Origin of the sequence: Thermus sp. 2.9 (assembly GCF_000794385.1) — a bacterium.
GTDB lineage: Bacteria > Deinococcota > Deinococci > Deinococcales > Thermaceae > Thermus > Thermus thalpophilus.
Genome location: NZ_JTJB01000001.1, coordinates 107992 through 129950 on the forward strand (window position 1 = coordinate 107992; position 21959 = coordinate 129950).

Consider the following 21959-nt stretch of genomic DNA (forward strand, 5'->3'; position numbering starts at 1 on the left):
GCGTTTTTTACAAGCAAAAGCCGCCCCACCCAGGGGGCGGCCGGGAAGGGGTTTCCTTAGTGGACGGGCTCGTTGAACTGAGCCTCCTCGGTGGAGCCCTTCAGGGCCAGGGTGGAGGCCTGCCCTTGGGTCAGGGCCAGGACCACCTCGTCAAAGTAGCCCGCCCCCACCTCCCGCTGGTGCTTCACGGCGGTGAAGCCTTGGGCCTGGGCCAGGAACTCCTTCTGCTGGAGCTCCACGAAGGCGGGCATACCCCGGGCCTTGTACCCCTTGGCCAGCTCCCAGGTGTAGTAGTTCAGGGTGTGCCAGCCCGCCAGGGTGATGAACTGGAACTTGTAGCCCATCTCCCCCAGCTCCCGGTTGAACTTGGCGATGGTCTCGTCGTCCAGGAACTTCTTCCAGTTGAAGGAAGGAGAGAGGTTGTAGGCGAGGAGCTTGTCCGGGAACTCCCGCTTCACCGCCTCGGCGAACTTGCGGGCCTCCTCGAGGTCGGGCTTGGAGGTCTCCATCCAGATGACGTCGGCGTAAGGGGCGTAGGCCAACGCCCGGGCGATGCCCGCTTCAATCCCGTTCTTCACCCGGTAGAAGCCCTCGGGGGTGCGCTCGTCCTTGAGGATGAAGGGGCGGTCGCGCTCGTCAATGTCGCTGGTGATGAGGGTGGCGGCCTCGGCGTCGGTGCGGGCGATGATCACCGTGGGCACCCCCATGACGTCCGCCGCCAGGCGGGCCGCCTGCAGGGTGCGGATGTGCTGGGAGGTGGGCACCAGGACCTTGCCCCCCAGGTGGCCGCACTTCTTCTCCGAGGCCAGCTGGTCCTCGTAGTGGATGCCGGCGGCTCCCGCCTCAATCATGGCCTTGGTGAGCTCAAAGACGTTGAGCGCCCCGCCGAAGCCCGCCTCGGCGTCGGCCACGATGGGCACGTACCAGTCCCGGGTCACCTTGCCTTCGGAGCGCTCAATCTGGTCGGCCCGCATGAGGGCGTTGTTGATGCGCTTCACGATCTGGGGCACGGAGTTGTAGGGGTAGAGGGACTGGTCGGGGTAGGTTTGCCATGCCAGGTTGGCGTCCGCCGCCACCTGCCAGCCGGAGAGGTAAATGGCCTCGAGGCCCGCCCGCACCATCTGCACCGCCATGGCTCCGGTGTAGGCGCCGAAGGTGTGGACGTAGGGGCGCTCGTGGAGGAGCCGCCAGAGCTTCTCCGCCCCCCGTTTGGCCAGGGTGTACTCTATGGGGATACTGGGCCTGAGGCGCACCACGTCCTCGGGCCGGTAGTCCCGCTTCACGCCCTTCCACCTTGGGTTGGTTTCCCACTCCCGCCTGAGGGCCTCCGCCTCTTCCCGCATTTCCGGGGTCAGCATGCTGAGGGGTTCCACGCTTCCACCTCCGAGGACCAGTCTGGAGTCTGGAAGCAGTGTGGTGTAGTGTGTAAGGTCCGAAGGCCCACACGGGCCTTTGGTGTGAACGGGAATTTTCTACACCGCTAGCGGGCCTGCTGGGCGGCGATGAGGAGGGGGTCCCAGACAGGGCTATAGGGAGGGGCGTAGGCCAGGTCCAGGGCCAAGAGGTCCTCCAGGGTGCCCCCTCGGTGGAGAAGGGCGGCCAGGACGTCCACCCGGAGCGCCCCGTGGCCGTGGGCCACCACCGCTCCCCCCAAGAGCCTTCCTGTGCCCTCCTCGTACACCAACTCCACCCATAGGGGGGCGCTTCCCGGGTAGTAGTGGGCCCCGTCCCGGCTTTGGATGAAGACTTTCTTGGCCCGGTACCCCTCCTTGAGGGCGGCCTCTAGGGGGAGCCCGGTGGTGGCCACCGCCAGGCCGAAGGCCTTGAAGATGGCCGTGCCCACCACCCCGTGGAAGAGGGCCTCCTTGCCGGCGATGACGCTTCCCGCCGTGCGGCCGTGCTTGTTGGCCACGTCCCCCAGGGGAAGCCAGTAGGGGCGCCCAAGCACCCGGTGGAAGCTTTCCGCCACGTCCCCGGCGGCGAAGACCCCTTCCAGGTTGGTGCGCATCTCCTGGTCGGTGGCGATGGCCCCCGTGGGGCCCAAGACCACCCCCATGGCCTGGGCCAGTTCGGTGTTGGGCCGCACCCCCGTGGCCACCAGGACCAGATCCGCCGGCACCACCCCTTCCGAGGTTTCCACCGCCTCCACCCGGCCTGCGCCCCCTATGGCCAGGACCCGCACCCCGGTCCAGACCTCCACCCCGTGGCGCTCCAGCTCCCCCTTGAGGAGGGTTCCCACCTCCTCGTCCCAGTGGGGCAGGGGGCGCTCCTTGGCCTCCAGGAGGGTGACCTCGAGGCCCCGCTTGCGGAAGGCCTCCGCCACCTCGAGCCCGATGTACCCCGCCCCCAGGATGGCGGCCCGCCGGGCCCCTTCCAGGGCCTTCAGGAGCCTTTCCCCGTCCTCCATGCTCCTTAGGGTGTAGACCCCCGCCTGCTCCGTGCCCGGAATGGGGGGGATGGCGGGCCTCGCCCCCGTGGCCAGGACCAGGTAATCGTAGCGGTCCTGGAAGGTGCGCCCCTCCCGGTGGTCAAACACCGTGAGGACCCGCTCGTGGGGGTTTATGTCCACCACCTCGTGGCGGGTGTGGACGAGGACCCCCTGTTTGCGGAACTCCTCCGGGGTGCGGGCCACGAGCTTGGCGAGGCTTGGGATCTCCCCTGAAAGCACGTACGGCAGGCCGCAGGCCCCGTAGGAGACCCATCCCGACTTCTCGTAAACCACCACCTCCAGCTCGGGGTTTTCCCGCTTGGCCTTGGCGGCGGCGGAGGCACCCCCCGCCACCCCGCCCACCACCACCATGCGCTTGCCCATGGGGGGTATTTTGCCACAAGGAGGTTGGGCCAAGTGTCCCGGCCTACGGCACCTTCCGGGGTACCTCTTCCCGCAGGAGCCTCCCCCCCTTCAGGTGCAGGATGCGTTCCGCCCGGGCGGCCAGCTCCAGATCGTGGGTCACCAGGATGAGGGTGCGCTCCTTTCCCGCCTGGAAGAGAAGGGCCGCCATCTCTTCCTTGGCCTCGGCGTCCAGGTTGCCCGTGGGCTCGTCGGCGAAGAGGATGGGGGGGTCCAGGGCCAGGGCCCGGGCCAGGGCCACCCGTTGTTGCTCCCCGCCGGAAAGACGGTTCGGGAGGTGGTGGGCCCTCTGGGAAAGCCCCACCCCTTCCAAAAGCGCCAGGGCCCGGGCGCGCCTTTTGGCGGGGGGCCAGCCCGCAAGGAGGAGGGGGAAGGCCACGTTTTCCCAGGCGGTGAGGGTGGGGATGAGGTTCCACTGCTGGAAGACGAAGCCCATGTGCTTTAGGCGCGCCTCCGACCGCTCGTCCTCGGAAAGGCGGTGGAGGGGGATTTCCCCCAGGTAGACCCCGCCCTCCGTGGGCAGGTCCAGCCCGGCGAGGAGGTTTAGGAGGGTGGTCTTGCCGCTTCCCGAAGGCCCCACGATGGCGGTGGCCCCTCGGGGGAAGGTGTAGGTGAAGCCCTCGAGGGCCACCACTTCCTTCTCCCCTTGCCGGTAGCGCTTGGTCAGGTTCTCGGCCCGGAGCATCTAGACCCTCCCCAAGGCTTCCACCACGGGGATGCGGCTCGCCTGGTGGGCGGGAAGGAGCCCGGCCAAAAGCCCCAGGCTCAAGGCCACCAGGAGGGCGAAGAGGGAAAGCCTGGGCGTCACCGCGGATAGGGCCAGGCCCACCTCGCTTTGGGTGTAGAGGTTGATGGCCTGGGATGCCACACCCCCCAGGGCGAGCCCGCCCACCCCGCCCAGGAGGGCGAGGAAGAGGGCTTCCAGCACCACGAGGCGGAAGATGAAGCCCCGTTTAGCTCCCAAGGCCCGCATGACCCCGAATTCCCGCGTGCGTTCGTAGACAGACATCATCACCGTGTTGGCCACCAGGAGGCCGCCCACCGCCAGGGCCACCAGGCTGATGCCGAAGCGCACCAGGTCGCTGATCCTAAGGGCCCGCTCGGCGAAGCGCATCACCTCCCCCGTGGTCTGGGCCTTGAGGCCGGGAACCGCCCTTTCCAGGGCCCGGGCCACCTCCTCCGCCTTCTTGTCAGGGCTTAGGGCCACCAGGACGGCGCCCACGTTTTCCGTGCCCAAAACCATTTGCAGGGCCTTGAGGGGGGCGAAGATGAGGTTGTCGGCGAGGCCCCCGCTCTCCTCCAGGATTCCCTCCACCTTCAGGGTCACCTGGGGAGAAAGGCGCAAGGGGCTTCCCACGGCCAGCCCGGTCCGCTCCGCCAGCTTGGCCCCCACCACCGCCCCGCCCTTTGAGGGAAGGAGGCGGCCTTCCTTAGCCCGAAGCCCGGGGTAGAGGAGGTCCGGGCTCACCCCTGGGGGAAGCCCTTGGAAGAAAAAACTATTTTGCGGGTCAAGGCCGCCCCGGGCCAGGAAGAGGGTGGGGATCACCGCCTGCGCCCCCAGGGCTTCGGCGGCCCGCTTGAGGGCTTCCACCTGGGTGGGGGTGATCTCCGGGTAGGCGCTAAAGGCCAGCCCCTCGCTCCCTTCGGGCACCACCTGGATGGCGGGGCCCACCCGGGAGAGCTCCTGGAATAGGGCGCGCCGAAGCCCCTCCCCAAAGGAGAGGAAAAGGACCATGCTGGCGGTGGCGATGAGGACTCCGAGGAGAGTGAGGAGGCTCCGCACGGGCCGGGCCAGGAGGTTGCGCAGGACCAGGTAGAAGACTTCCATCCCCCCAAGCCTACCCAAAGGAGGCGGAAGGGGGGTGGCGGGGGCTACAGGAGGCGCTCCACAAACTGGGTTTCCACCTCTTCCAGGAAGGCCGGGGGTTCACCTTTTGTCTTTCCGGGTGGTTGTAGTAGGCCTTCTCCGCCCGGGCGAAGTCCTCGTGGGCCACGAACCAGAGGAAGTCCCGGTCGGAAAGCTAGGCCCCGTGGATCTCAAAGCCCAGGGCCTTTCGCAAGGGGACGATGGTTTCCAGAAAGACCTTTTGGAACTCCTCCTTGGCCCCCTCTTTCAGGCGGTAGCGGCGCATCTGGACCATGAGGAAAGTCTAGACCACCTTGCCCGGATTCAGAAGGCCCTCGGGGTCCAGAAGGGCCTTTAGTCGCCGCATCCAGTCCAGGGCGGGGCCGTGCTCCAGGGGAAGGCACTTTTTCTTCCGCAGGCCCACTCCGTGCTCCGCGGTGCAGGTGCCCCCGAGTTCCAGGGCCTTTTTTACCAGTTTTTCCGCGTAAGCCTCCGCCTTTTTGTACTCCTCGGGAAGGACGGGGACCAAGGTGTGGAAGTTGCCGTCTCCCACGTGGCCCAGGATGTTCCCGGTGAGGCCCATTTCCCGAATGAGTGCCTGGGCGAAGCGCACCGCCTCGGGGAGGCGGGAAAGGGGGACGGCGGTGTCCGTGATCATGAAGCGGTGGCCGGGGAAGAGGTGAACCAGGGCCCAGTAGGCCTGGTGGCGGGCCTCCCACTGCTTCTTGCGCTCCTCCTCCGTCTTGGCCGCCTCCACCGCCAGGGCCCCCGCCTCCCGCATGAGCTCCAGGGCCAAGGCGCTTTCCGCCTCCAGGGCCTCCCGGGTGGAGGAGTGGAACTCCAGGAAGAGGGCGGGGCGCTCGGGGAAGCCCGACCCCAGGTGGCGGTTGAGGGCCTTCAGGGCGAGTTCGTCCAGAAGTTCCAGGCGGGCCACGGGAAGCCCCGCTGCCATAACCCGGTAGCTTGCTTCCGCCGCCTCCTCCACCCCGGGGAAGAAGACCCTTAGGGCGTGGACGTGCTCGGGCAAGGGGTGGAGGCGCAGGGTCAGGCGGGTGATGACCCCCAAGGTGCCCTCGGAGCCGATGAAGAGGTCCTTCAGGTCGTAGCCAGCACTCGTCTTGCGCACCCCTCGCCCAAGCTCCAGGACCTCGCCGCTTGCCAGGACCACCTGCAGGGCCAGGACGTTTTGCCGCATGCCCCCGTAGCGCACCGTGGTGGTGCCGCTGGCGTTGGTGGCGGCCATGCCCCCCAAGGTGGCGTCGGCCCCGGGGTCCACGGGGAAGAAGAGGCCCGTGCCTTTGAGGGCCTCGTTGAGCGCCTTGCGGGTGAGGCCGGGTTCCACCACGCAGAGGAAGTCCGCGGGATGGACCTGAAGGATCCGGTTCATCCGGGACATGTCCAGGCTGATGGCCTCGCCCACGGGCAAAAGGGCCCCCTCCAGGCTCGTTCCCGCCCCGAAGGGGATGACGGCCACGTTGTGCTCCCGGGCCCAGGCGAGGGCCCTTTGCACGTCCTCCACCCCTTCCGGGTAGACCACGGCCAGGACCTCCCCTTCCTCGGGGTAGCCCTCGTCCTTGCCGTGGCGCCGCCTTTCCGCAAGGGAGGTTTCCACCTTCCAGGGCAGGAGGCTTTTCAGGGCTTCCACCTTGTCCATGGGGAAAGTTTAGTCCGCTTTGGCGTCGGGGAGGAGGGTTTCCACCTCCCGCACCCGGGGAAGGAGGTAACCGGAAAGCCCCCAAAGCACCCCCAGGCCCCCGAAGAGGAGGAGCATGAGGGCGATCCCCTCCCCCTGCCCCAAGCGGGGTCCGAAGACCCGGTCGGCCAGGGGGCCGGAAAGGACCATGGCCAAGGGGGTGGCGAACCAGGCGATCATGCGCCGGGCGGCAAAGACCTTGCCCTGGACCGCCAGGGGCACCTTGGCTTGCCAGATGGCCTGGTTGGAGCCATTTAGAAGTGGAATAAAAAACGCCTCCAGGAAGGCCAGGGCCGCCCAGGCCCAAGGGCCCTCCACCACCCCCATGAGGGCCAGGGCCAGGCTGGACAGGGCCATGCCCAAGAAGACCCCGTGGACGCGCTGCTTGGGGCCGCCCCAGAGGGAGAGGAAAAGCCCTCCCACCACCCCGCCCAGGCCCGAGGCGGAGCGCACCAGGGCCAAGGCGCTTTCCGAAAGCCCTGTCTTGGCCAGGACCATGGCGGGCATCACCGTGGCCGCCAGGGTGGTGAGGAAGTTGACCCCAAAGAACAGGAGCTGGAGGCCGAGAAGGGGTGGCCTTTCCAGGATGAAGCGAAAGCCAAAAAGGGCCTCCCCCAGAAGGGAGGTCTTTTCCTGGGCCTGGGGTTTGGGGTTAGGGATGGGCACGAGGAGGAGGGTGGTCACCGCCGTGGCAGTTCCCAAAAGGTCCAAGGCGAAGATGCCCTCGAGGCCCAAGGGCTTGAGGAGGGCCGCCGCCAGGACCGGGGCCCCCACCCCGGCCAGGGACTCCGCCAGGCTCATCATGCCGCTGGCCCGGGCGTAGTCCTTCTTGTCCAACATGGCGGAAAGGGCGGCGGAAAGGGCGGGCCAGTGCAGGCTGGAAAGCGCCCCGGTAAAGGCGGACACCAGGTAGAGGTGCCAGACCTCGAGGCGCCCCACGAGGAAGAGGAGCAGGAGGACTCCCGTGGCCACCCCTCCCGCCAGGTCCGAGGCCAGCATGGCCCACTTCCGGGGATACCGGTCCACCAAGGCCCCCGCCAAAGGGGAGAGGAGGATGAGGGGCAGGAAGTGGAAAAACCCCAAAAGGGAAAGGGTGGTGGCCAGGCCCGTCTTCTGGTAGGCGAAAAGGGTGAGGGCGAACCAGGTCATCTCCCGGCCCATCAGGGCCAAAGCCTGGCCCGCCCAGAGCAGGCGGAAGGCGGCGAAGCCCGCCACTAAACCTCGTCCCTTAGGATGGCTTCAATCTTCTCCAGGGCTTCCTTGGGCAGGTCCACCCCGGCCGCGCCCAGGCTCTCCCGGATTTGCTCGGGCCGCGTGGCCCCGGTGATGGCGCTGCTGATCCCGGGAAGCCTGAGGACCCAGGCCAGGGCCAGCTGGGTGCGGGTGAGGCCCAGCTCCTCCGCCACCTCCTTGAGCTTCAGCACCTTCTTGCGGTTTTCCTCCGTGAGGTAGCGGGCCCGGAACTGGTCGTAGCGGGCGAAGCGGCTGTCTTCGGGGATCCCCTCGTCGTACTTGCCCGTGAGCATCCCCTGGGCCAAGGGGCTCCACACCACAAGACCCAGGCCGAACCGCTCCGCCTCGGGGAGGATCTCGTTTTCCACCCGTTCCCGGTAGAGCATGGAGTACTGGGGCTGCTCCACGATGGGGGGGTGGAGGCCGTTCGCCTTGGCGAAGGCCACCGCCTCGGCGATGCGGGGGGCGGGCCACTCCGAGGTGCCCCAGTAGAGGGCGTAGCCCTTCTCCACGATGGTGTGCATGGCGTAGACGCTTTCCTCCATGGGCACCTCGGGGTCGTAGCGGTGGGCGAAGAAGAGGTCCACGTAGTCGGTCTTGAGCCGCTTCAGGCTTTTGGTGACGCTCTCCAGAAGGTGCTTGCGGCTCAGGCCCCGGTCGTTGGGGTCTTCGGACATGGGCCAGTAGGCCTTGGTGGAGAGGACCAGGGTGTGCCGGGGGAACTCCTTAAGCACCTCCCCCATGATCTCCTCCGCCAGGCCCCGGGCGTAAACGTCGGCGTTGTCAAAGAAGTTCACCCCGCCTTCGTAGGCGATCTTCACGATCTCCCGGACCGTCTCCTTGTCCTTGACCACGTCCCCAAAGGTCACCCAGGCCCCCAAGGAGATCTCGGAGACCTTCAGGCCCCACTTGCCGAGTTTCCGGTAGCGCATCTCACCCATGGCAAGAGGAGTCTACCCCTTGCCCCGGCAATTGACCAGCGGGTCAGTCCCCTTCCACCTCCAGCACCCCGGCTTCCGCCTGGAAGCCAATCCTCTTGTGGGTACCGTCGCAGAAGGGCTTGTTGGCCGAGCCCCCGCAGCGGCAGAGGAAGACCCGGGGCTTCTCCAGGACCTCTTCCTTCTCCCCCAGGCGCAGGACAAAGCGGGCGCCTTCCAGGCGGATGGGGCCGTTTTCCAGGAACACGAGCCGCATGCCCCTATGCTACCCGAGGCCCTGGGCTAGCGACAGGTATGAGAGCTATGGCACCTTCTTTTACCCTTGCCGTGCTAGGCTACGGGGTAAGGAGGTTGGGGGATGGTAGAAACGCAGGAGGCGGTTATCCGCATCACTCCTTTGGCAGCGGAAAAGGCTAAGGAGATCCTGACCCGCTACGGCAAGGAGCACGCGGCCATCCGGGTCTACATCAAGTCCGGGGGGTGCTCTGGCTTCCAGTACGGCATGGCCGTGGACGAGCGGGAGTTGGAGGGGGACACCTTCGTGGAGATGCACGGGGTGCGCCTGGTGGTGGACCCCATGTCCTTACCCTACCTGGTGGGCTCGGAGATTGACTGGGTGGAAAGCCTGATGGGGGGCGGCTTCACCGTGAACAACCCCAACGCCGCCAGCACCTGTGGCTGCGGCCATTCCTTCCGCACCAAGGACCAGGAGGGCGAGGCCCGCACCTGCGGCCACTAAGCCTTTCGCACCGTTATTTGGGGGCCTGGTTTCAGGCCCCTTTACCTTTGGCCCATTGACCTTCAGAGTGGGCGCCGTATAATGACCTCGGCCACTAAGGAGAGTGCCGCACACACGAAAGGAGGCAGTATGAGGAAACTAGGCAAACTCGCTGTACTCGGTTTAACCACCCTGGGGCTTGCCCTGGCGGGGCCCCAGGACAACAGCCTGGTGATCGGGGCCTCGCAGGAACCCCGGGTGCTGGCGGGGGACTTCCTGTCCATCATCTCCAACCAGGCCATCAAGAGTGAGATTGAGGGCTATCTTTTCGCCCCCTTCATCGGCTTTAACGCCGATAGCCAGAACTTCCCGGTGCTGGCCACCGAGGTGCCCACGCAGCAGAATGGGCGCCTTCGGGTGACGGACATCGGCGGGGGCAAGAAGCGCCTGGAGATGGACCTGACCATCCGGCCGGATGCCCGCTGGTCCGACGGAAAGCCCATTACTACGGATGACGTGGCCTTTTTCTTTGAGGTGGGCAAGGCCAAGGGTATGGCCGTGCTGAACCCGGACTACTGGGAGCGGGTAAGCGTGCGCATTCGGGATGCCCGTAATTTTACCCTCATCTTTGAACCTGCCTACTACTACGACACTTATGGACCCATCGCTACCTATGCTCCTAAGCACATCATGGGCGCAGAGTGGGAAAAGGTGAAGGCGGCGGCCCGCAACCTGGACCCCGACAAGGACGCGGAGAAGCTCAACGAGCTTTACCGCAACTTCTTCCTCAAGTTCGCCACGCCCCAGGCCCTGAACCGGGGGGCTATGGTCTACTCCGGAGCTTTCAAGCTCCGCCGCTGGGTGCCGGGCAACTCCATTGAGATGGAGCGGAACCCCAACTTCCCCATCAAGCCGGAAGGTGGGGAGAGCCGCTACGTGCAGAAGGTGGTCTACCGCTTCATCCAGAACACCAACTCCCTCCTCGTGGCCATCCTCGGGGGCTCCATTGACGCTACCTCTAGCGTTTCCATCACCTTTGACCAGGGCCGTAGCCCGCAGCTTGCCCGCCGTGCTCCTGGCCGCTTTGACATCTGGTTCGTGCCCGGGGCCATCTGGGAGCACATTGACATCAACAAGTTTGAAAACTGCCAGGCCGTGCGCGACCTGGGCCTGAACGACAAGCGCACCCGGCAGGCCATCCTCCACGCCCTGAACCGCGAGGGGTTGGTGAAGGCCTTCTTTGACGGGCTCCAGCCCGTGGCCCACACCTGGATCGCTCCCGTCAACCCCCTCTTCAACCCCAACGTCCGGAAGTACGAGTTTGACCTGAAGAAGGCGGAGGCCCTCCTCGCGGAAATGGGCTGGCGCAAGGGGCCCGACGGCATCCTGCAGCGCACCGTGGGCGGGCGCACCGTGCGCTTTGAGATTGAATACGTGACCACTGCCGGCAACGCCACCCGCGAGCGCACGCAGCAGTTCTTCGCCGAGGACCTGAAGAAGATCGGCATCGCCGTTAAGATCAACAACGCTCCTTCCGCCGTGGTCTTCGCCGACGACTACATCCAGCGCGCCTCCGAGTGCAAGTGGACGGGGATGTTTGAGTTCGCCTGGGTGTCCAGCCTCCAAGAAGATGGCGGCCTCTTCCAGTACAAGAACCTGAACACCGGGGCCATCATGGTGCCCACCAAGGAAAACAACTACCAGGGCCTGAACATCGGTGGCTGGCGCAACGACGAGTTTGACCGCTTGACCAGCCAGGCGGTGCTGGAGTTTGACGAGGCCCGCAGGAAGCAGCTCTTCGCCCGGGCGCAGGAGATCTGGGCCGAGGAGCTCCCCGCCCTGCCCCTCTACTTCCGCGCCAACCCCTACGTGGTGCGCCAGGGCCTCGTGAACTACGTGGCCAGCGCCTACGCCGGCGGCTTCGGCTACCCCGGCTGGAACGCCTGGGAGATCGGCTGGGCCAGCCGCGGGGCCGTGAAGAAGTGGGACCAGGCGAAGTACGCCCTTTCCATCAAGTAGCCTGGGTGGTATAGTGGGGCCCGCTGGGGTTAACCCCAGCGGGCTTTTTAGTGCCATAAACGGGAGGTACAACGGTGTTTGCCTACACGGTGCGCAGGCTTTTGCAGACGATCCCTTTACTCCTGGCGGCCAGCGTGGTGATCTACGCCCTTTTGGCCCTGCAGCCGGGGGACCCTTTGGAGGAGCTCAAGCGGCAGAACCCCCGCATGACCGCCGAGCAGTTTGAGGCCTTGAAGCGGGCCTACGGCCTAGACAAGCCCCTCTATATCCGCTACTTCAAGTGGCTTTCCCGCGCCGTACAGGGGGACTTGGGCTACAGCCGCACCTACGGCATTCCGGCGGCGGAGTACATCTTCGTCCAGCGGCTACCCAAGACCCTACTCCTCTCGGGCTTGGCCCTCACCCTGGCTTTGCTGGTGGCCATCCCCGTGGGGGTGTTTTCCGCTGTCCGCCAGTACTCCGTGGCCGACTACGTCATCACCTTTCTGTCTTTCGTGGGGTTTTCCATGCCGGTGTTCTTCCTGGGCATCCTCCTCCTCTATCTCTTTGCCATTTGGCTACCTGACCATGTTCCCGGTTTCCCCCGCTTCCCCACGGGGGGGTGCCCGGGGTCTTGTGGGAGGACGTGCGCTCGGGGGCGGTGAGCCTTTGGGAGTTTATTGGCCAGTGGGCTTGGCACCTGATCCTTCCCGTCATCGCCCTTTCCTCCTTGCAGATGGCGGAGTGGACCCGCTTCATGCGGGCTTCCCTCTTGGAGGTCCTCTCCCAAGACTACATCCGCACCGCCCGGGCCAAGGGGCTTTCCGAGCGGGTGGTGCTCTACAAGCATGCCCTAAGGAACGCCCTCATCCCCATCGTTACCCTGGTGGGCTTGGCCATCCCGGGGGTTTTGGGCGGGGCCACCATCACCGAGACCATCTTCAGCTACCCGGGCATGGGACGGGCCATCTTTGACGCCTTGGTGGAGAAGGACTACAACGTGGCCATGGCCGCCTTGGCCTTCTTGGCCTTGATGACCGCCTTTTTCAACCTGTTGGCGGACCTTGCCTATGCGGTGGTGGACCCCCGCATCCGCTACAGCTAGAGGTGAACCATGGCGACCGCGACCGCATCCCCTAAGCCCAGGACCTTCTTCGGCCTCTTCTGGCGCCGCTTGCGGCGGCACAAAATGGCCATGGCCAGTCTGGTGGTCATCGTCTTCCTCATCCTGATGGCCATCTTCGCCCCCTGGCTGGCCCCGTATGACCCCACGGCCCAGCCCACGGGGGAGGACGTGGGCCAGTACTACTTCAACCCCCCTTCCCGGGAGCACCCCTTGGGCACCGACGACCTGGGGCGGGACGTGCTTTCCCGCATCATCTATGGCTCCCGCATCTCCCTTTTGGTGGGCTTCGCCGTGGCCTTTTCCAGCGTGATCCTGGGGACCGTTATGGGCACGCTGGCGGGCTACTTCTCCGGGCGCCCCTTGCGCTTTTACCTGGGCCCTTTGCGCCGGGAGCGGGAGGGGTTTTACCCTTGGAGCTTCGCCCTTTGGCGGGTGGTTTCCTGGTTCCTCTACTACGGGGTGCTTTACCTGGTCCTTTCCATCGCCTGGGCCTTGGCCCAAGACGGCATCCGGGCGGGAAGCGTGGGGAGCTACCTGGGCTTTGGGCTCACCTTGGCCCTGGTGCTCTGGGCCGCCTGGTATGGGCTTAAGGGGCAGATCCGGCTGGACCTGGACGTGGCCATCAGCCGCCTCATTGACTTCATGCTCACCATCCCCACCCTGCCTTTGCTCCTGGTGCTTTCCGCCCTCCTCCGGGACCCTGGGGTCAAGGTGGGGCAGTGGGCGCAAGGGGTGTTTGGGGATGCGGCGAGCGTTTTCATCATCATCGCCATCTTGGTGCTTTTCGGCTGGCTGGGCACGGCGAGGCTGGTGCGGGGGAACATCCTCTCCCTGCGGGAGCAGGACTACGCCACCGCCGCCCAGGCCCTGGGGGCCACGGACGCCCGCATCATGTTCCGCCACCTGGTGCCCAACACCCTGGCCCCCCTCATCGTCCAGGCTACCCTGCAAGTGGGTGGGGCGATCCTTACGGAGGCGGCGCTTTCCTTCCTGGGCTTTGGCATCCAGCCCCCGGTGGCCACCTGGGGCAACATGCTGACCAACGCCCAGGAGTACATCTTCACCGCCCCGTGGCTGGCCCTGCCCCCGGGCTTCATGATCTTCATCACCGTCTTGGCCTTTAACTACCTGGGGGACGGCCTGCGGGACGCTCTGGACCCGCGGAGCCGGCTCTAGGGCTTCGGGGGTCCAGGGGCCGGCTACGCCGGTCTCTTTTACCTTGGGGTGAGGCGGTCTTCCGGGTAGGCCGCCTCCACGAAGTAAAGCCCGTGGGGTGGGGCGGAGGGGCCGGCGAGGCGGCGGTCTTGGGTTTGCAGGATGGCCTTTAGGCTTTCCGGGGAGCGTTTGCCCAGGCCCACTTCCAGAAGCGTTCCCACCATGCCCCGCACCTGGCCCCGGAGGAAGCTCGTGCCCCGGAAGTGGAAGTGGACCTCGAGGCCCCCCTCCCCCTCCACCACCGAGAGCCTGGCCTCCAAGAGCTCCCTTACCCCTTCCCGCACCTCCTCCTTGGCGAAGCCCAGGAAGTTGTGCCGCCCAAGGAGAAGGGGAAGGGCCTCCTCCACGGCCTTTAGGTCCAAGGGGTGCCGGAGCCAAAGGGCCCGGTGGCGGAGAAGGGGCGAGGGGTGGGGCCTTAGGAGGACCCGGTAGCGGTAGGCGCGCCACAGGGCATCCTTGCGGGCGTGGAAGTCCCTCGCCACCTCCCTGGCGCCATGCACCTTGAGGTCCTCGGGGAGGAGGCGGTTTAGGGCCTCGGGGATCCTTTCCACGGGGATGCGGCCTTGCAGGTCCACGTGGAAGGGCATGGCCAGGGCGTGGACCCCGGCGTCGGTGCGGCCGGCGGCCACCGCCTTGGGGAGGGCCCCGATGGCGGGAAGGACCTTCTCCAGCTCCCCCTGCACCGTGCGCAAGCCCTCCCGTTGCCGCTGGAGCCCGGCGAAGTGGGTGCCGTCGTATTCGGCGAGGAGGAGGATGCGGCGCACGCCCTAAGCTTAGTCGGTGCCCACGGGGGCCTTGGGGCTTTGGCCTTCCAAGGCCACCCCTTCCCCCACCACCTGGACCGCCACCACATCCCCCACCCGGAAGGGGCTTTCCGGCCCCTCTTGCACCAGGACCTCCCGCTCCGGGGCCAGGAGGCGCACCCGGTAGGTGAGGTCGTGCCCCTTGAACTCCCGGGCCACCACCCGACCTAAGGCCCCGCCCGCCTCCGGGGGGGCGAGCCGCAAGGCCTCGGGGCGCAGGGAAAGGAGAAGGGGTCCGTGGGCGGGCTCGGCCAAGGCCACGGGGCCAAGGCAGGTTTCGGCGTAGCGCCCCTTCCCCTCCCCGGAAAGGAGGTTGGTGCGCCCCAGGAACTGGGCCACAAAGGGGGTCTTGGGCCTAAGGTAGACCGCCTCGGGGGTGTCCACCTGCAAAAGCCTCCCGTCCCGCATCACCCCCAGGCGGTCGGCGAAGGAAAGGGCCTCCTCTTGGTCGTGGGTGACCAGGAGGGCGGTGGTGCCCGTTTCCTTGAGCACCTTGCGCACCTCTTCCCGGGTGGCGGCCCGGAGGCTTGCGTCCAGGCTGGAGAAGGGCTCGTCCAGGAGGACCAGCTTGGGGCCGGGGGCCAGGGCCCGGGCCAAGGCCACCCGCTGCTGTTGCCCGCCGGAAAGCTCCTGGGGCTTGCGGTGCTGGAAGAGGGTCATGCCCACCCGTTCCAGGGCCTTCTGCGCCCGGAGCAGGCGGTCTTTCCCCTTGAGCCCGAAGGCCACGTTGCCCAAGGCGGTGAGGTGGGGAAAGAGGGCGTAGTCCTGGAAGACGAAGCCGATGCCCCGCCTTTCTGGGGGAAGGTGGGTGATGTCTTGGCCCTCCAGAACCACCCTTCCCCCGTCGGGGCTTTCCAGGCCGGCGATGACCCTAAGGAGGGTGGTCTTGCCGCAACCCGAAGGCCCAAGCAAGGCCAAGATCTCCCCGGGGTAGACGGCGAGGTCTATCCCCTTCAGCACCTCGTGCTCCCCGAAGCGTTTGCGGATGCCCTTTAGGGCTAAAAGCGGCGCTCGGTCCAAAGCAGCACCCCCACAAAGGCCGCCGAAAGAAGGGCGATGAGGAGGGCGAAGGGGGCGGCCTCAGCGAACATGGCCTCTTGAGTGTAGCTGAAAACCCGGGTGGCCAAGGTGGCGTAGCCCATGGGGGCCAGGAGGAGGGTGATGGGGAGTTCCTTCACCGCCCCGATGAAGGCCAAGGCTCCCCCCGCCACCGCCCCCCGCCAAAGGAGGGGGAAGGTGACGCGGAAGAAGGCCCCCGTGGGGGTTTCCCCCAGGGTCCTCGCCGCTTCCTCCAGGCGCCTTGGCACCTGGAAAAGCGCTCCCCGCACCGGGCCCAGGCTCTCCGCCAGGAAGTGGAAGGCGAGGACCAGGACCAAAAGGGGCAGGGTGCCGTAGAGGAAGGGAAGGCTCCGGAGGCTGAAGAAGATCCAGGCCAGGGCGAAGGCCAAGGGGGGGATGGCGTACCCCAGGTAGGCCAGGCGCTCCAGGAAGCGGGAGGCGGGGGAGGGAAGGCGCACCGCCAGGTAGGCCAAGGGCAGGGCCATCCCCACGGCCAAGAAGGCGGCGGGGGCCGCGGCCAAGGCGGAATGCCCTAAAGCCTCCCAGAGCCCGCTAAGCCCCTCCTGGGGAAAGCGGCGGGCCAGGTGGAAGAGGGCATAGAGGGGAAGGGCCAAGGCGACAAGAGGGGGGAGGAGGGCTAGGGCGTAGCCCAAGGGGGCGAAGGGTCCCAGGCGAAGGGGCTTATGGTGCCGGCTTGCTCCCTTTCCGGTGCGGGCCAGGGTGAGGCGGCGGAGGAGAAGGCCCTCCAGCCACAAAAGCCCCCCGGTGAGAAGGAGGAGCAGCAGGGCCAGCCAGGCGGCGTACACCCGGTCAAAGGCGGCGCTGTACTGCAGGTAGATGGCGTAGGAGAAGGTTTCGTAGCGCAGAAGGCTCACCGTGCCGAAGTCTCCCAGGACGTGGAGGCCCACCACCAGGTAGCCCGAGAGCAAGGCGGGCAGAAGCTGGGGGAAAGCGGCCCGGAAGAAGGCCCGCCAAGGGCCCATCCCCAGGGTCCTCGCCGCCTCCTCCAAGGCGGGATCCAGGCCCAAAAAGGCGGCGCGCAAGGAGAGGAAGAGGTAGGGGTAGGTGATGAAGGAAAGGACGAAAAGGGCCCCCACGTACCCCTCGAGGCGGGGCAAGGGCAGGATGCCCCCCGGGCCGGTGGCGGCCAGGAGGACGTAAGCCCCCACGTACCCCGGGACGGCCAGGGGCAGGGTGAGGAGCAGGGAAAACAAGCGCTTGCCCTTGAGGTCGGTGCGGGTGGTGAGGAAGGCGAGGGGCAGGGCGAGGAGGGTGGTGAGGGCCAGGACCCCCACGAGGAGGGCCAGGGTGTTGCGGAGGAGCTCCAGGTTTTTGGGGCGAAGGAGGATTTCTTGGAGGGCGCCGGGGTCGGCCTCCAGGGCCCGCAGGACCAGGTAGGCCAGGGGCAAGGCCACCCCGCCCCCCGTGAGGAGGGCGGGCACCAGGAAGGGCAAAAGCCCGGGCAGGTGGTGGAGGCCTCGAGGCCGGACCATCTACAAGATGCCCAGGTCGCGCAGGAGCTTCAGGGCTTGGTCCAGGGGTAGGCGCTCAAAGTCCAGCTTGGGGCTTTTCCGCAGGGCCTGGTCCAAGGGGAGCAGGTTGGGGTCCACCACCACGCCTTTCACCAAGGGGTACTCCCCCACGTTGCCCACGAAGTACTGCTGCCCCTTGGGGGAAAGGAGGTAGGTGAGGAAGCGGTTGGCGGCCACCAGGTTCTTGGAGGTTTTGAGGATCCCCGCCCCCGTGACCAAGGCCAGGTTGCCCACGTCCCCGTCTTGGAAGTGGTGCATGCCCAGGTTGTACCCGGCCCGGCGGAAGCGGACCACGTAGTAGTGGTTGGTGGAGCCCAGGTCCACCTCCCCCGCCCGGATGGCGTCCAGCATGGCGGGGTTGGAGGCGTAGGCCTTGGGGTTCAGGGCCTTCATGGCCAAAAGCCACTCCCGGGTCCGGGCTTCCCCGTACAGGGCGATCATCCCCGCCACCATGTCCTGGAAGCTGGAGTAGGTGGGGGTCCAGCCCACCCGGCCCTGGAGGCCCTTCTCCTGGGCGAAGCGGGGGAGGTCTAGAAGGCTTTGCGGCAGCTCCTCCGGCTTGAACTTCTGCGGGTTATAGGCCAGCACCCTAAGGCGCACGGTCACCGGCACCCAGGTCTTGGAAGCGGGCACGAAGGCCAGGGGCTGCTTGAGGAGGGTTTCCCCCAAGGGCCTAAGAAGCCCCCGGGACGCCGCCTGGCCCAAGGCCCCGGCGGTGTTGGCCCAGAAGAGGTCTGCCGGGGAGCGGCTTCCTTCTTCCTGCAAGGCGGCCAGGATCTGGGCGTCGGAACCGTAGCGCACCTGGACCCGGATCCCCGTTTCCTCCTGAAACTGCTTGATTAGGGGTTCCACCAGGCTTTGGCCCCGGCCAGAGTAGATGGTGAGGGTCTGCGCCTGGGCCAGGCTCAGGGCGGTTAAGCCGACTAGCACGAGCCACGTTCTCTTTCGCATCCTACCTCCTTCTCCCGGAAGCCTCCGGGGGGGCGAGGGCGCCCTCTGCCTGGGTAGGCTAGCCCATCCCGGGGAGAAAGTCAAGTATTCCGGTCGGATTTCAAATATTTAGGAGCGATAATTGCTCGCAACAAGGGAAAGACCCCGGTCAGGTTCGTGGGCCAAGAGGGGGCTTCCCCGGTGTAGACCAGGGGCACGGGGTTTCGGGTGTGCCGGGGGTGCCAGGGCTCCTCGGCGTTGCCGTGGTCCGAGGTGAAGAGAAGCTCTCCTCCTTCGGCCAGGAAGCCCTTGAGGAAGAGGGAAAGCTCCCGGAAGCGCTCGGGCAAGGTTTCGGGGGCGCGGTGGGCCGCCAGGTCCAAGGCCCAGTACTCCAGGACCACCAGGTCCCAAGCCCGGGCCAAGGCCGCTGCCCGCGCGCCCATGCCGTAGGGGTCTTCCCAGAAGGCGGGGGGCAGGGCCAGGGGGTGGCCCAGGGGGAGGAGGGGGAGGCCGGCGAGCCTCGCCGCCTGGGCGAAGGCGGAAAGCATCTCCCTTCGGCCTTCCGTGGCCCGCTTGAGGTACTCCGGCCGGTAGGCGTTGGCGTGGAGGACGTTTAGGCCCTTTTCCCGGGCCCAGGCGTAGAGGCTTCGCCGGAGGAGGGGCTTAAGCCTGGGGCTCGGGAAGGGCCCCTGGTGGTGGCCGAGGAGCCGGGCGGCGTTGATCCCGGTGAGGAGGGCGGTCTGCCCCGTGCCCGACTGGGGCAGGCCCTCCACGCCAAGGGTGGCGTCCAGGGGTCTGGGGGAGAGGTCCAGGAGGAGGGGGAAGAGGTCTTTGAGCGCCTCCCCTAGGCCCAGGCCATCCACGAAGAGGAAGAGCACAAGGCCAGTGTAAAGGTGCCTTGCCTTTCTATGCGCCCCGGGTTTTTGGGTAATCTGGAGCCGGAGGGAAAGCGATGCCGGTGCGTAAGGCGAGTGCGGTATGGGAAGGCGGTCTCCGCCAGGGCAAGGGTATCATGCGGCTCCAGAGCCAGGCCTTTGAGGGGCCTTATTCTTTCCCCTCCCGCTTTGAGGAGGGCGAGGGCACGAACCCGGAGGAGCTCATCGCCGCGGCCCATGCGGGTTGCTTCTCCATGGCCCTGGCCGCCAGCCTGGAGCGGGAGGGGTTTACCCCCAAACGGGTTTCCACCGAGGCCAGGGTACACTTGGAGATGGTGGAGGGAAGGCCTACCCTCACCCGGATTGAGCTCCTGACCGAGGCGGAGGTGCCCGGGATTAGCCCGGAGAAGTTCCAAGAAATCGCCCAGGCGGCCAAGGAGGGTTGCCCGGTTTCCCGCGCCCTGGCGGGAGTGAAGGAGATCACCCTCCAGGCCAAGCTGGTCTAGGCCTCCCCCTTCCAAAGGAGGCGGCCGCAGGAGGGGCAGCGGGTGAGCTGCCCCTGGACCACTTTTTGCGCCACGTGGGTGGGCAGGACCACGTTGCACCCCTCGCAGCGGAAGACCTGTCCCTGCCGGGCCATGCGCACGATGCCCATCCCCTTGCGGGCGCGGCGGATGGCCTCGTACTCCTTGAGCACGGGGGCGGGGATGCCCTGGGCCAGGGCCTCCCGCTCCGCTAAGCGGGCGGCGATCTCCGCCTTGAGGGCCTCCACCCGCACCCGGTTGGCCTCGAGGAGTTCTTCCAGCTTGGGTCTGAGCTGGGCGAGCTCCGCCTCGAGGCGGGCGATCTCGCCCTCCAGGTTCTCCATGGCCTCCATGATGGGGGTGGAAAGCTCCAGGAGCTCCCGGATGCGGTCCTTAATCTGCTGGATGCGGTTTTCGTACTGGGTCTGTTCCCGGGCGCTTTGGGCTTGGCGCTGCTCCGCCTCCGCCTGCTTTTCCTTGGCGGTGAGGTCTTCTATGTCCAGGCTGTGGCGGTTGTACTCCTTCCTGAGCTCCGCCTGGCGCTCCAGGAGGTCGGCTAGCTCCTCTTCCAAGGCCTCCACTTGGGCTTTGACGGCGAGGAGCTCCTCCGGGAGGCTTTCCGCCTCCTGCCTGAGCCTGTCTATTTCCAAGTCCTTTTCTTGGAGCCCGAAGAGGGCCTTGAGCGCCTCGAGTTGTCCCCGGTGGGGAGCGTCCGGCCCGTTCACGCTTCCCATTCTAACCCCGTGAGGAAGGGGTTCGTGCGGGCCTCCAGGGCCAAGGTGGTGGGAGGCCCGTGCCCGGGGAGGACCTGGGTTTCGGGGGGCAGGGAAAGGAGGCGTTTCAAGGAGGCGAAAAGGGCCTCCCGCTCCGAGCCCGGCAGGTCGTAGCGGCCGATGCTTCCCCGGAAGAGGAGGTCCCCGGAATACACCGCCTGGCCCACGGGGTCCAGGAAGGCCACGTGCCCGGGGCTATGGCCCGGGAGATGGAGGACCTTCAGGCCGAAAAGCTCCATTCCCTCCGCCAGGGGCTCCACGGGCAAGGGGGGTTTGGGGATGGCGAAGCCCCAGGCGGCCGCCACCTCTCCCGCCCGCTCGTACAGGGGAAGGTCCAGGGGGTGGAGGTAGACGGGCAGGCCGTAAGCCGCCACCAAGGGGGCCACCGCCCCCACGTGGTCAAAGTGGGCGTGGGTGAGGAGGATGGCCTTGGGGGTGAGGCCCCTTTGGGCCAGGAGGGCTAAGATCTTCTCCGGCTCGTCCCCAGGGTCTATGAGGACCGCCCCTTGGGGGGTTTCCACCAGGTAGCCGTTTTCCGCCAAGGGGCCGAGGACCAGGCGGTGGGCTTTCATGGCTCCGTGGGGAGGCCCTCCTGTAGCCACTCGTGCATGGAACCGAGGTAGTTGCGGGCCTTCACCCCGAGGCTTCGCAGGATAAAGAAGGCCACGGCGCTCCGGGCCCCGGAGTGGCAGTAGACCCCCACCTCCTGGCCCGGGGCGAGGCCCAGCCTTTCCAGAAGCCCCTCGGGGTTGAGGAAAAGCTCCAGGGGGGCGTTTCGGCTTCCCGGGATGCGGCCTCCCCGGGGGCAGCAGGGGGGGTGGACCTTACCCTGGAACTCCTCGGGGCTCCGCACGTCCAGGAGGAGGGGGTGACGGGCGGCCTCGTCGGCGGTGAGGAGCCAGTCGCGGCGCAGGCGGGCCTGGGTTTGGCTCCGCTCGGGCTTGGGCTCCTCCTTCTCCGTGGCGTAGGGTTCCCAGCCCTCGGTCCAAAGCTCCACCTCGAGGCCCCCTAGCCCCAGGAAGAAGGCGGTGCGGCAAAGCCGGCTCGTGAGCCCCTCGTCGTAGAGGACCACGGGGCTTTGAAGGCCGAGGCTTTGGAAAAGCTCGGTGAGGCCCGCCTCCAGCGCCCTAAGCTCCGCCTCCTCCCGCAGGCGGAGCTTGGGCGCGGAGAGGTCCAGGTGGCGGGCCCCCGGGAGGTGCCCGGCCTCGTAGGCGGGCCGGGGCCGGGTGTCCACGAAGAGGGCGTTTTGGGGAAGCTCCATGCCCTTGATTATAGGGGGCGCAGGGGTAGGCGCTTTGGATGAGGATACTTGACAAAGGAAGGCGCAAGTGATATAAGTGTAAGTGGAGGTGATGAGTATGGCCCTGGTGCGTAGGGACGCTCGTCCTCTGGAGATCACGCCCTTTAGGACCTGGGGTCCCCTCTCCCTCCTGGAGGAGGCCAACCGGCTCTTTGAGGAGGTCTTGGGCGACTTCGGCCGGCCCGTGGTGACCTACGTGGCCCCCGCCGACCTCTACGAGACGGACGAGGCCTTGGTCCTGGAGATGGCGGTGCCGGGCCTCGCCCCGGAGGATTTGGAGGTGAGCCTCGAGGGCAACAAGCTCACCATCCGGGGCCAGGTGAAGCCGGCTCAGGATGCCCAGGCGCGCCGCTACTACCTCCAGGAGATCCCCCACGGCTCCTTCGTCCGCACCTTCACCCTTCCCGTGGAGGTCAAGGGGGACGAGGCCAAGGCGGAGTTCCGCCACGGCATCCTCCGGCTCACCCTGCCCAAGGTGGCGGAGGCCCGGGCCAAGCGGATCCCCATCCAGGTGGTCCAGTAAGGGCCTAAAGGGCTAAGGCCCC

At 66.9% G+C, this 21959-nt stretch carries 21 protein-coding genes and 2 pseudogenes; 6 read left to right on the plus strand and 17 right to left on the minus strand.

Annotated features, from left to right (window positions below; translation table 11 throughout):
- Positions 1-56: 56 nt before the first annotated feature.
- From aceA to QT17_RS00605, 9 genes and pseudogenes are all read right to left on the minus strand, one after another.
- On the minus strand, positions 57-1373 hold the full coding sequence (aceA, locus tag QT17_RS00565; RefSeq protein ID WP_039455130.1) for an isocitrate lyase: 1317 nt from the start codon (positions 1371-1373) through the stop codon (positions 57-59).
- Between the two features lie 107 nt (positions 1374-1480).
- Positions 1481-2812: an FAD-dependent oxidoreductase gene (locus QT17_RS00570; RefSeq protein WP_039455136.1), complete on the minus strand. Its 1332-nt coding sequence runs from the start codon at positions 2810-2812 to the stop codon at positions 1481-1483.
- Positions 2813-2855: 43 nt separating this feature from the next.
- Positions 2856-3536, minus strand: a complete 681-nt coding sequence (locus QT17_RS00575) for an ABC transporter ATP-binding protein (protein ID WP_039455138.1) — start codon at positions 3534-3536, stop codon at positions 2856-2858.
- Positions 3537-4679 carry an ABC transporter permease gene (locus QT17_RS00580; RefSeq protein ID WP_039455140.1) on the minus strand — a complete coding sequence of 381 codons (1143 nt, stop codon included), beginning with the start codon at positions 4677-4679 and terminating at the stop codon, positions 3537-3539. It lies immediately after the preceding gene.
- A 44-nt stretch (positions 4680-4723) separates the two neighbouring features.
- A pseudogene (locus tag QT17_RS00585) lies at positions 4724-4992 on the minus strand (NIPSNAP family containing protein).
- Between the two features lie 9 nt (positions 4993-5001).
- Positions 5002-6351, minus strand: coding sequence for an FAD-binding oxidoreductase (locus QT17_RS00590; protein WP_039455144.1), 1350 nt, complete (start codon positions 6349-6351; stop codon positions 5002-5004).
- A gap of 9 nt (positions 6352-6360) precedes the next feature.
- Positions 6361-7605 (minus strand): MFS transporter, encoded by a 1245-nt coding sequence (locus tag QT17_RS00595; protein WP_039455146.1) that lies wholly within the window; start codon positions 7603-7605, stop codon positions 6361-6363.
- Entirely contained in the window at positions 7605-8564 is a 960-nt protein-coding gene (locus QT17_RS00600) for an aldo/keto reductase family protein (RefSeq protein ID WP_039455147.1), read from the minus strand. The genes QT17_RS00595 and QT17_RS00600 overlap by 1 nt, the downstream gene beginning before the upstream one ends.
- Before the next feature lie 43 nt (positions 8565-8607).
- Entirely contained in the window at positions 8608-8817 is a 210-nt protein-coding gene (locus tag QT17_RS00605; protein WP_039455160.1) for a CDGSH iron-sulfur domain-containing protein, read from the minus strand.
- A gap of 102 nt (positions 8818-8919) precedes the next feature.
- Between QT17_RS00605 and erpA the strand changes: the two genes are divergently transcribed.
- The 4 genes and pseudogenes from erpA (at position 8920) to QT17_RS00625 (ending at position 13579) form a co-directional block, all read left to right on the plus strand.
- Entirely contained in the window at positions 8920-9300 is a 381-nt protein-coding gene (gene erpA, locus QT17_RS00610; protein ID WP_039455173.1) for an iron-sulfur cluster insertion protein ErpA, read from the plus strand.
- Between the two features lie 129 nt (positions 9301-9429).
- Positions 9430-11298, plus strand: coding sequence for a peptide ABC transporter substrate-binding protein (locus tag QT17_RS00615; RefSeq protein ID WP_039455188.1), 1869 nt, complete (start codon positions 9430-9432; stop codon positions 11296-11298).
- Positions 11299-11372: 74 nt separating this feature from the next.
- Positions 11373-12382, plus strand: a pseudogene (locus tag QT17_RS00620) (ABC transporter permease).
- Positions 12383-12391: 9 nt separating this feature from the next.
- Positions 12392-13579 carry an ABC transporter permease gene (locus QT17_RS00625; RefSeq protein ID WP_039455201.1) on the plus strand — a complete coding sequence of 396 codons (1188 nt, stop codon included), beginning with the start codon at positions 12392-12394 and terminating at the stop codon, positions 13577-13579.
- A gap of 38 nt (positions 13580-13617) precedes the next feature.
- On the opposite strand, the gene truA is transcribed toward QT17_RS00625, so the two are convergent.
- From truA to QT17_RS00650, 5 genes are all read right to left on the minus strand, one after another.
- Positions 13618-14382: a tRNA pseudouridine(38-40) synthase TruA gene (gene truA / locus QT17_RS00630; protein ID WP_039455204.1), complete on the minus strand. Its 765-nt coding sequence runs from the start codon at positions 14380-14382 to the stop codon at positions 13618-13620.
- A 9-nt stretch (positions 14383-14391) separates the two neighbouring features.
- A complete protein-coding gene (locus QT17_RS00635) occupies positions 14392-15441 on the minus strand; it encodes an ABC transporter ATP-binding protein (protein ID WP_039455206.1) in 1050 nt (349 codons plus the stop codon).
- Complete coding sequence (locus QT17_RS00640; protein WP_039455208.1) at positions 15420-16973, minus strand: iron ABC transporter permease; 1554 nt, start codon at positions 16971-16973, stop codon at positions 15420-15422. The genes QT17_RS00635 and QT17_RS00640 overlap by 22 nt, the downstream gene beginning before the upstream one ends.
- Positions 16974-17963 (minus strand): iron ABC transporter substrate-binding protein, encoded by a 990-nt coding sequence (locus tag QT17_RS00645; RefSeq protein ID WP_039455210.1) that lies wholly within the window; start codon positions 17961-17963, stop codon positions 16974-16976.
- A gap of 80 nt (positions 17964-18043) precedes the next feature.
- Positions 18044-18820: a metalloenzyme gene (locus QT17_RS00650; protein ID WP_039455213.1), complete on the minus strand. Its 777-nt coding sequence runs from the start codon at positions 18818-18820 to the stop codon at positions 18044-18046.
- 74 nt (positions 18821-18894) lie between these two features.
- On the opposite strand from QT17_RS00650, the gene QT17_RS00655 reads away from it, so the two are divergent.
- Complete coding sequence (locus QT17_RS00655) at positions 18895-19323, plus strand: OsmC family protein (RefSeq protein ID WP_039455215.1); 429 nt, start codon at positions 18895-18897, stop codon at positions 19321-19323.
- On the opposite strand, the gene QT17_RS00660 is transcribed toward QT17_RS00655, so the two are convergent.
- Genes QT17_RS00660 through QT17_RS00670 form a run of 3 tightly spaced genes read right to left on the minus strand, consistent with a single transcriptional unit; the run spans position 19320 to position 21375 of the window.
- Positions 19320-20075 carry a zinc ribbon domain-containing protein gene (locus QT17_RS00660; protein ID WP_039455217.1) on the minus strand — a complete coding sequence of 252 codons (756 nt, stop codon included), beginning with the start codon at positions 20073-20075 and terminating at the stop codon, positions 19320-19322. The genes QT17_RS00655 and QT17_RS00660 overlap by 4 nt on opposite strands.
- Positions 20063-20686, minus strand: coding sequence for an MBL fold metallo-hydrolase (locus tag QT17_RS00665; protein ID WP_039455219.1), 624 nt, complete (start codon positions 20684-20686; stop codon positions 20063-20065). Before QT17_RS00665 ends, QT17_RS00660 begins: the two co-directional genes overlap by 13 nt.
- Positions 20683-21375 (minus strand): sulfurtransferase, encoded by a 693-nt coding sequence (locus tag QT17_RS00670; protein WP_039455222.1) that lies wholly within the window; start codon positions 21373-21375, stop codon positions 20683-20685. The genes QT17_RS00665 and QT17_RS00670 overlap by 4 nt, the downstream gene beginning before the upstream one ends.
- A 97-nt stretch (positions 21376-21472) precedes the next feature.
- Here QT17_RS00670 and QT17_RS00675 point away from each other — a divergent pair, with 97 nt between their 5' ends.
- Positions 21473-21937, plus strand: a complete 465-nt coding sequence (locus QT17_RS00675) for an Hsp20/alpha crystallin family protein (RefSeq protein WP_039455224.1) — start codon at positions 21473-21475, stop codon at positions 21935-21937.
- The last annotated feature ends 22 nt before the right edge of the window (positions 21938-21959 follow it).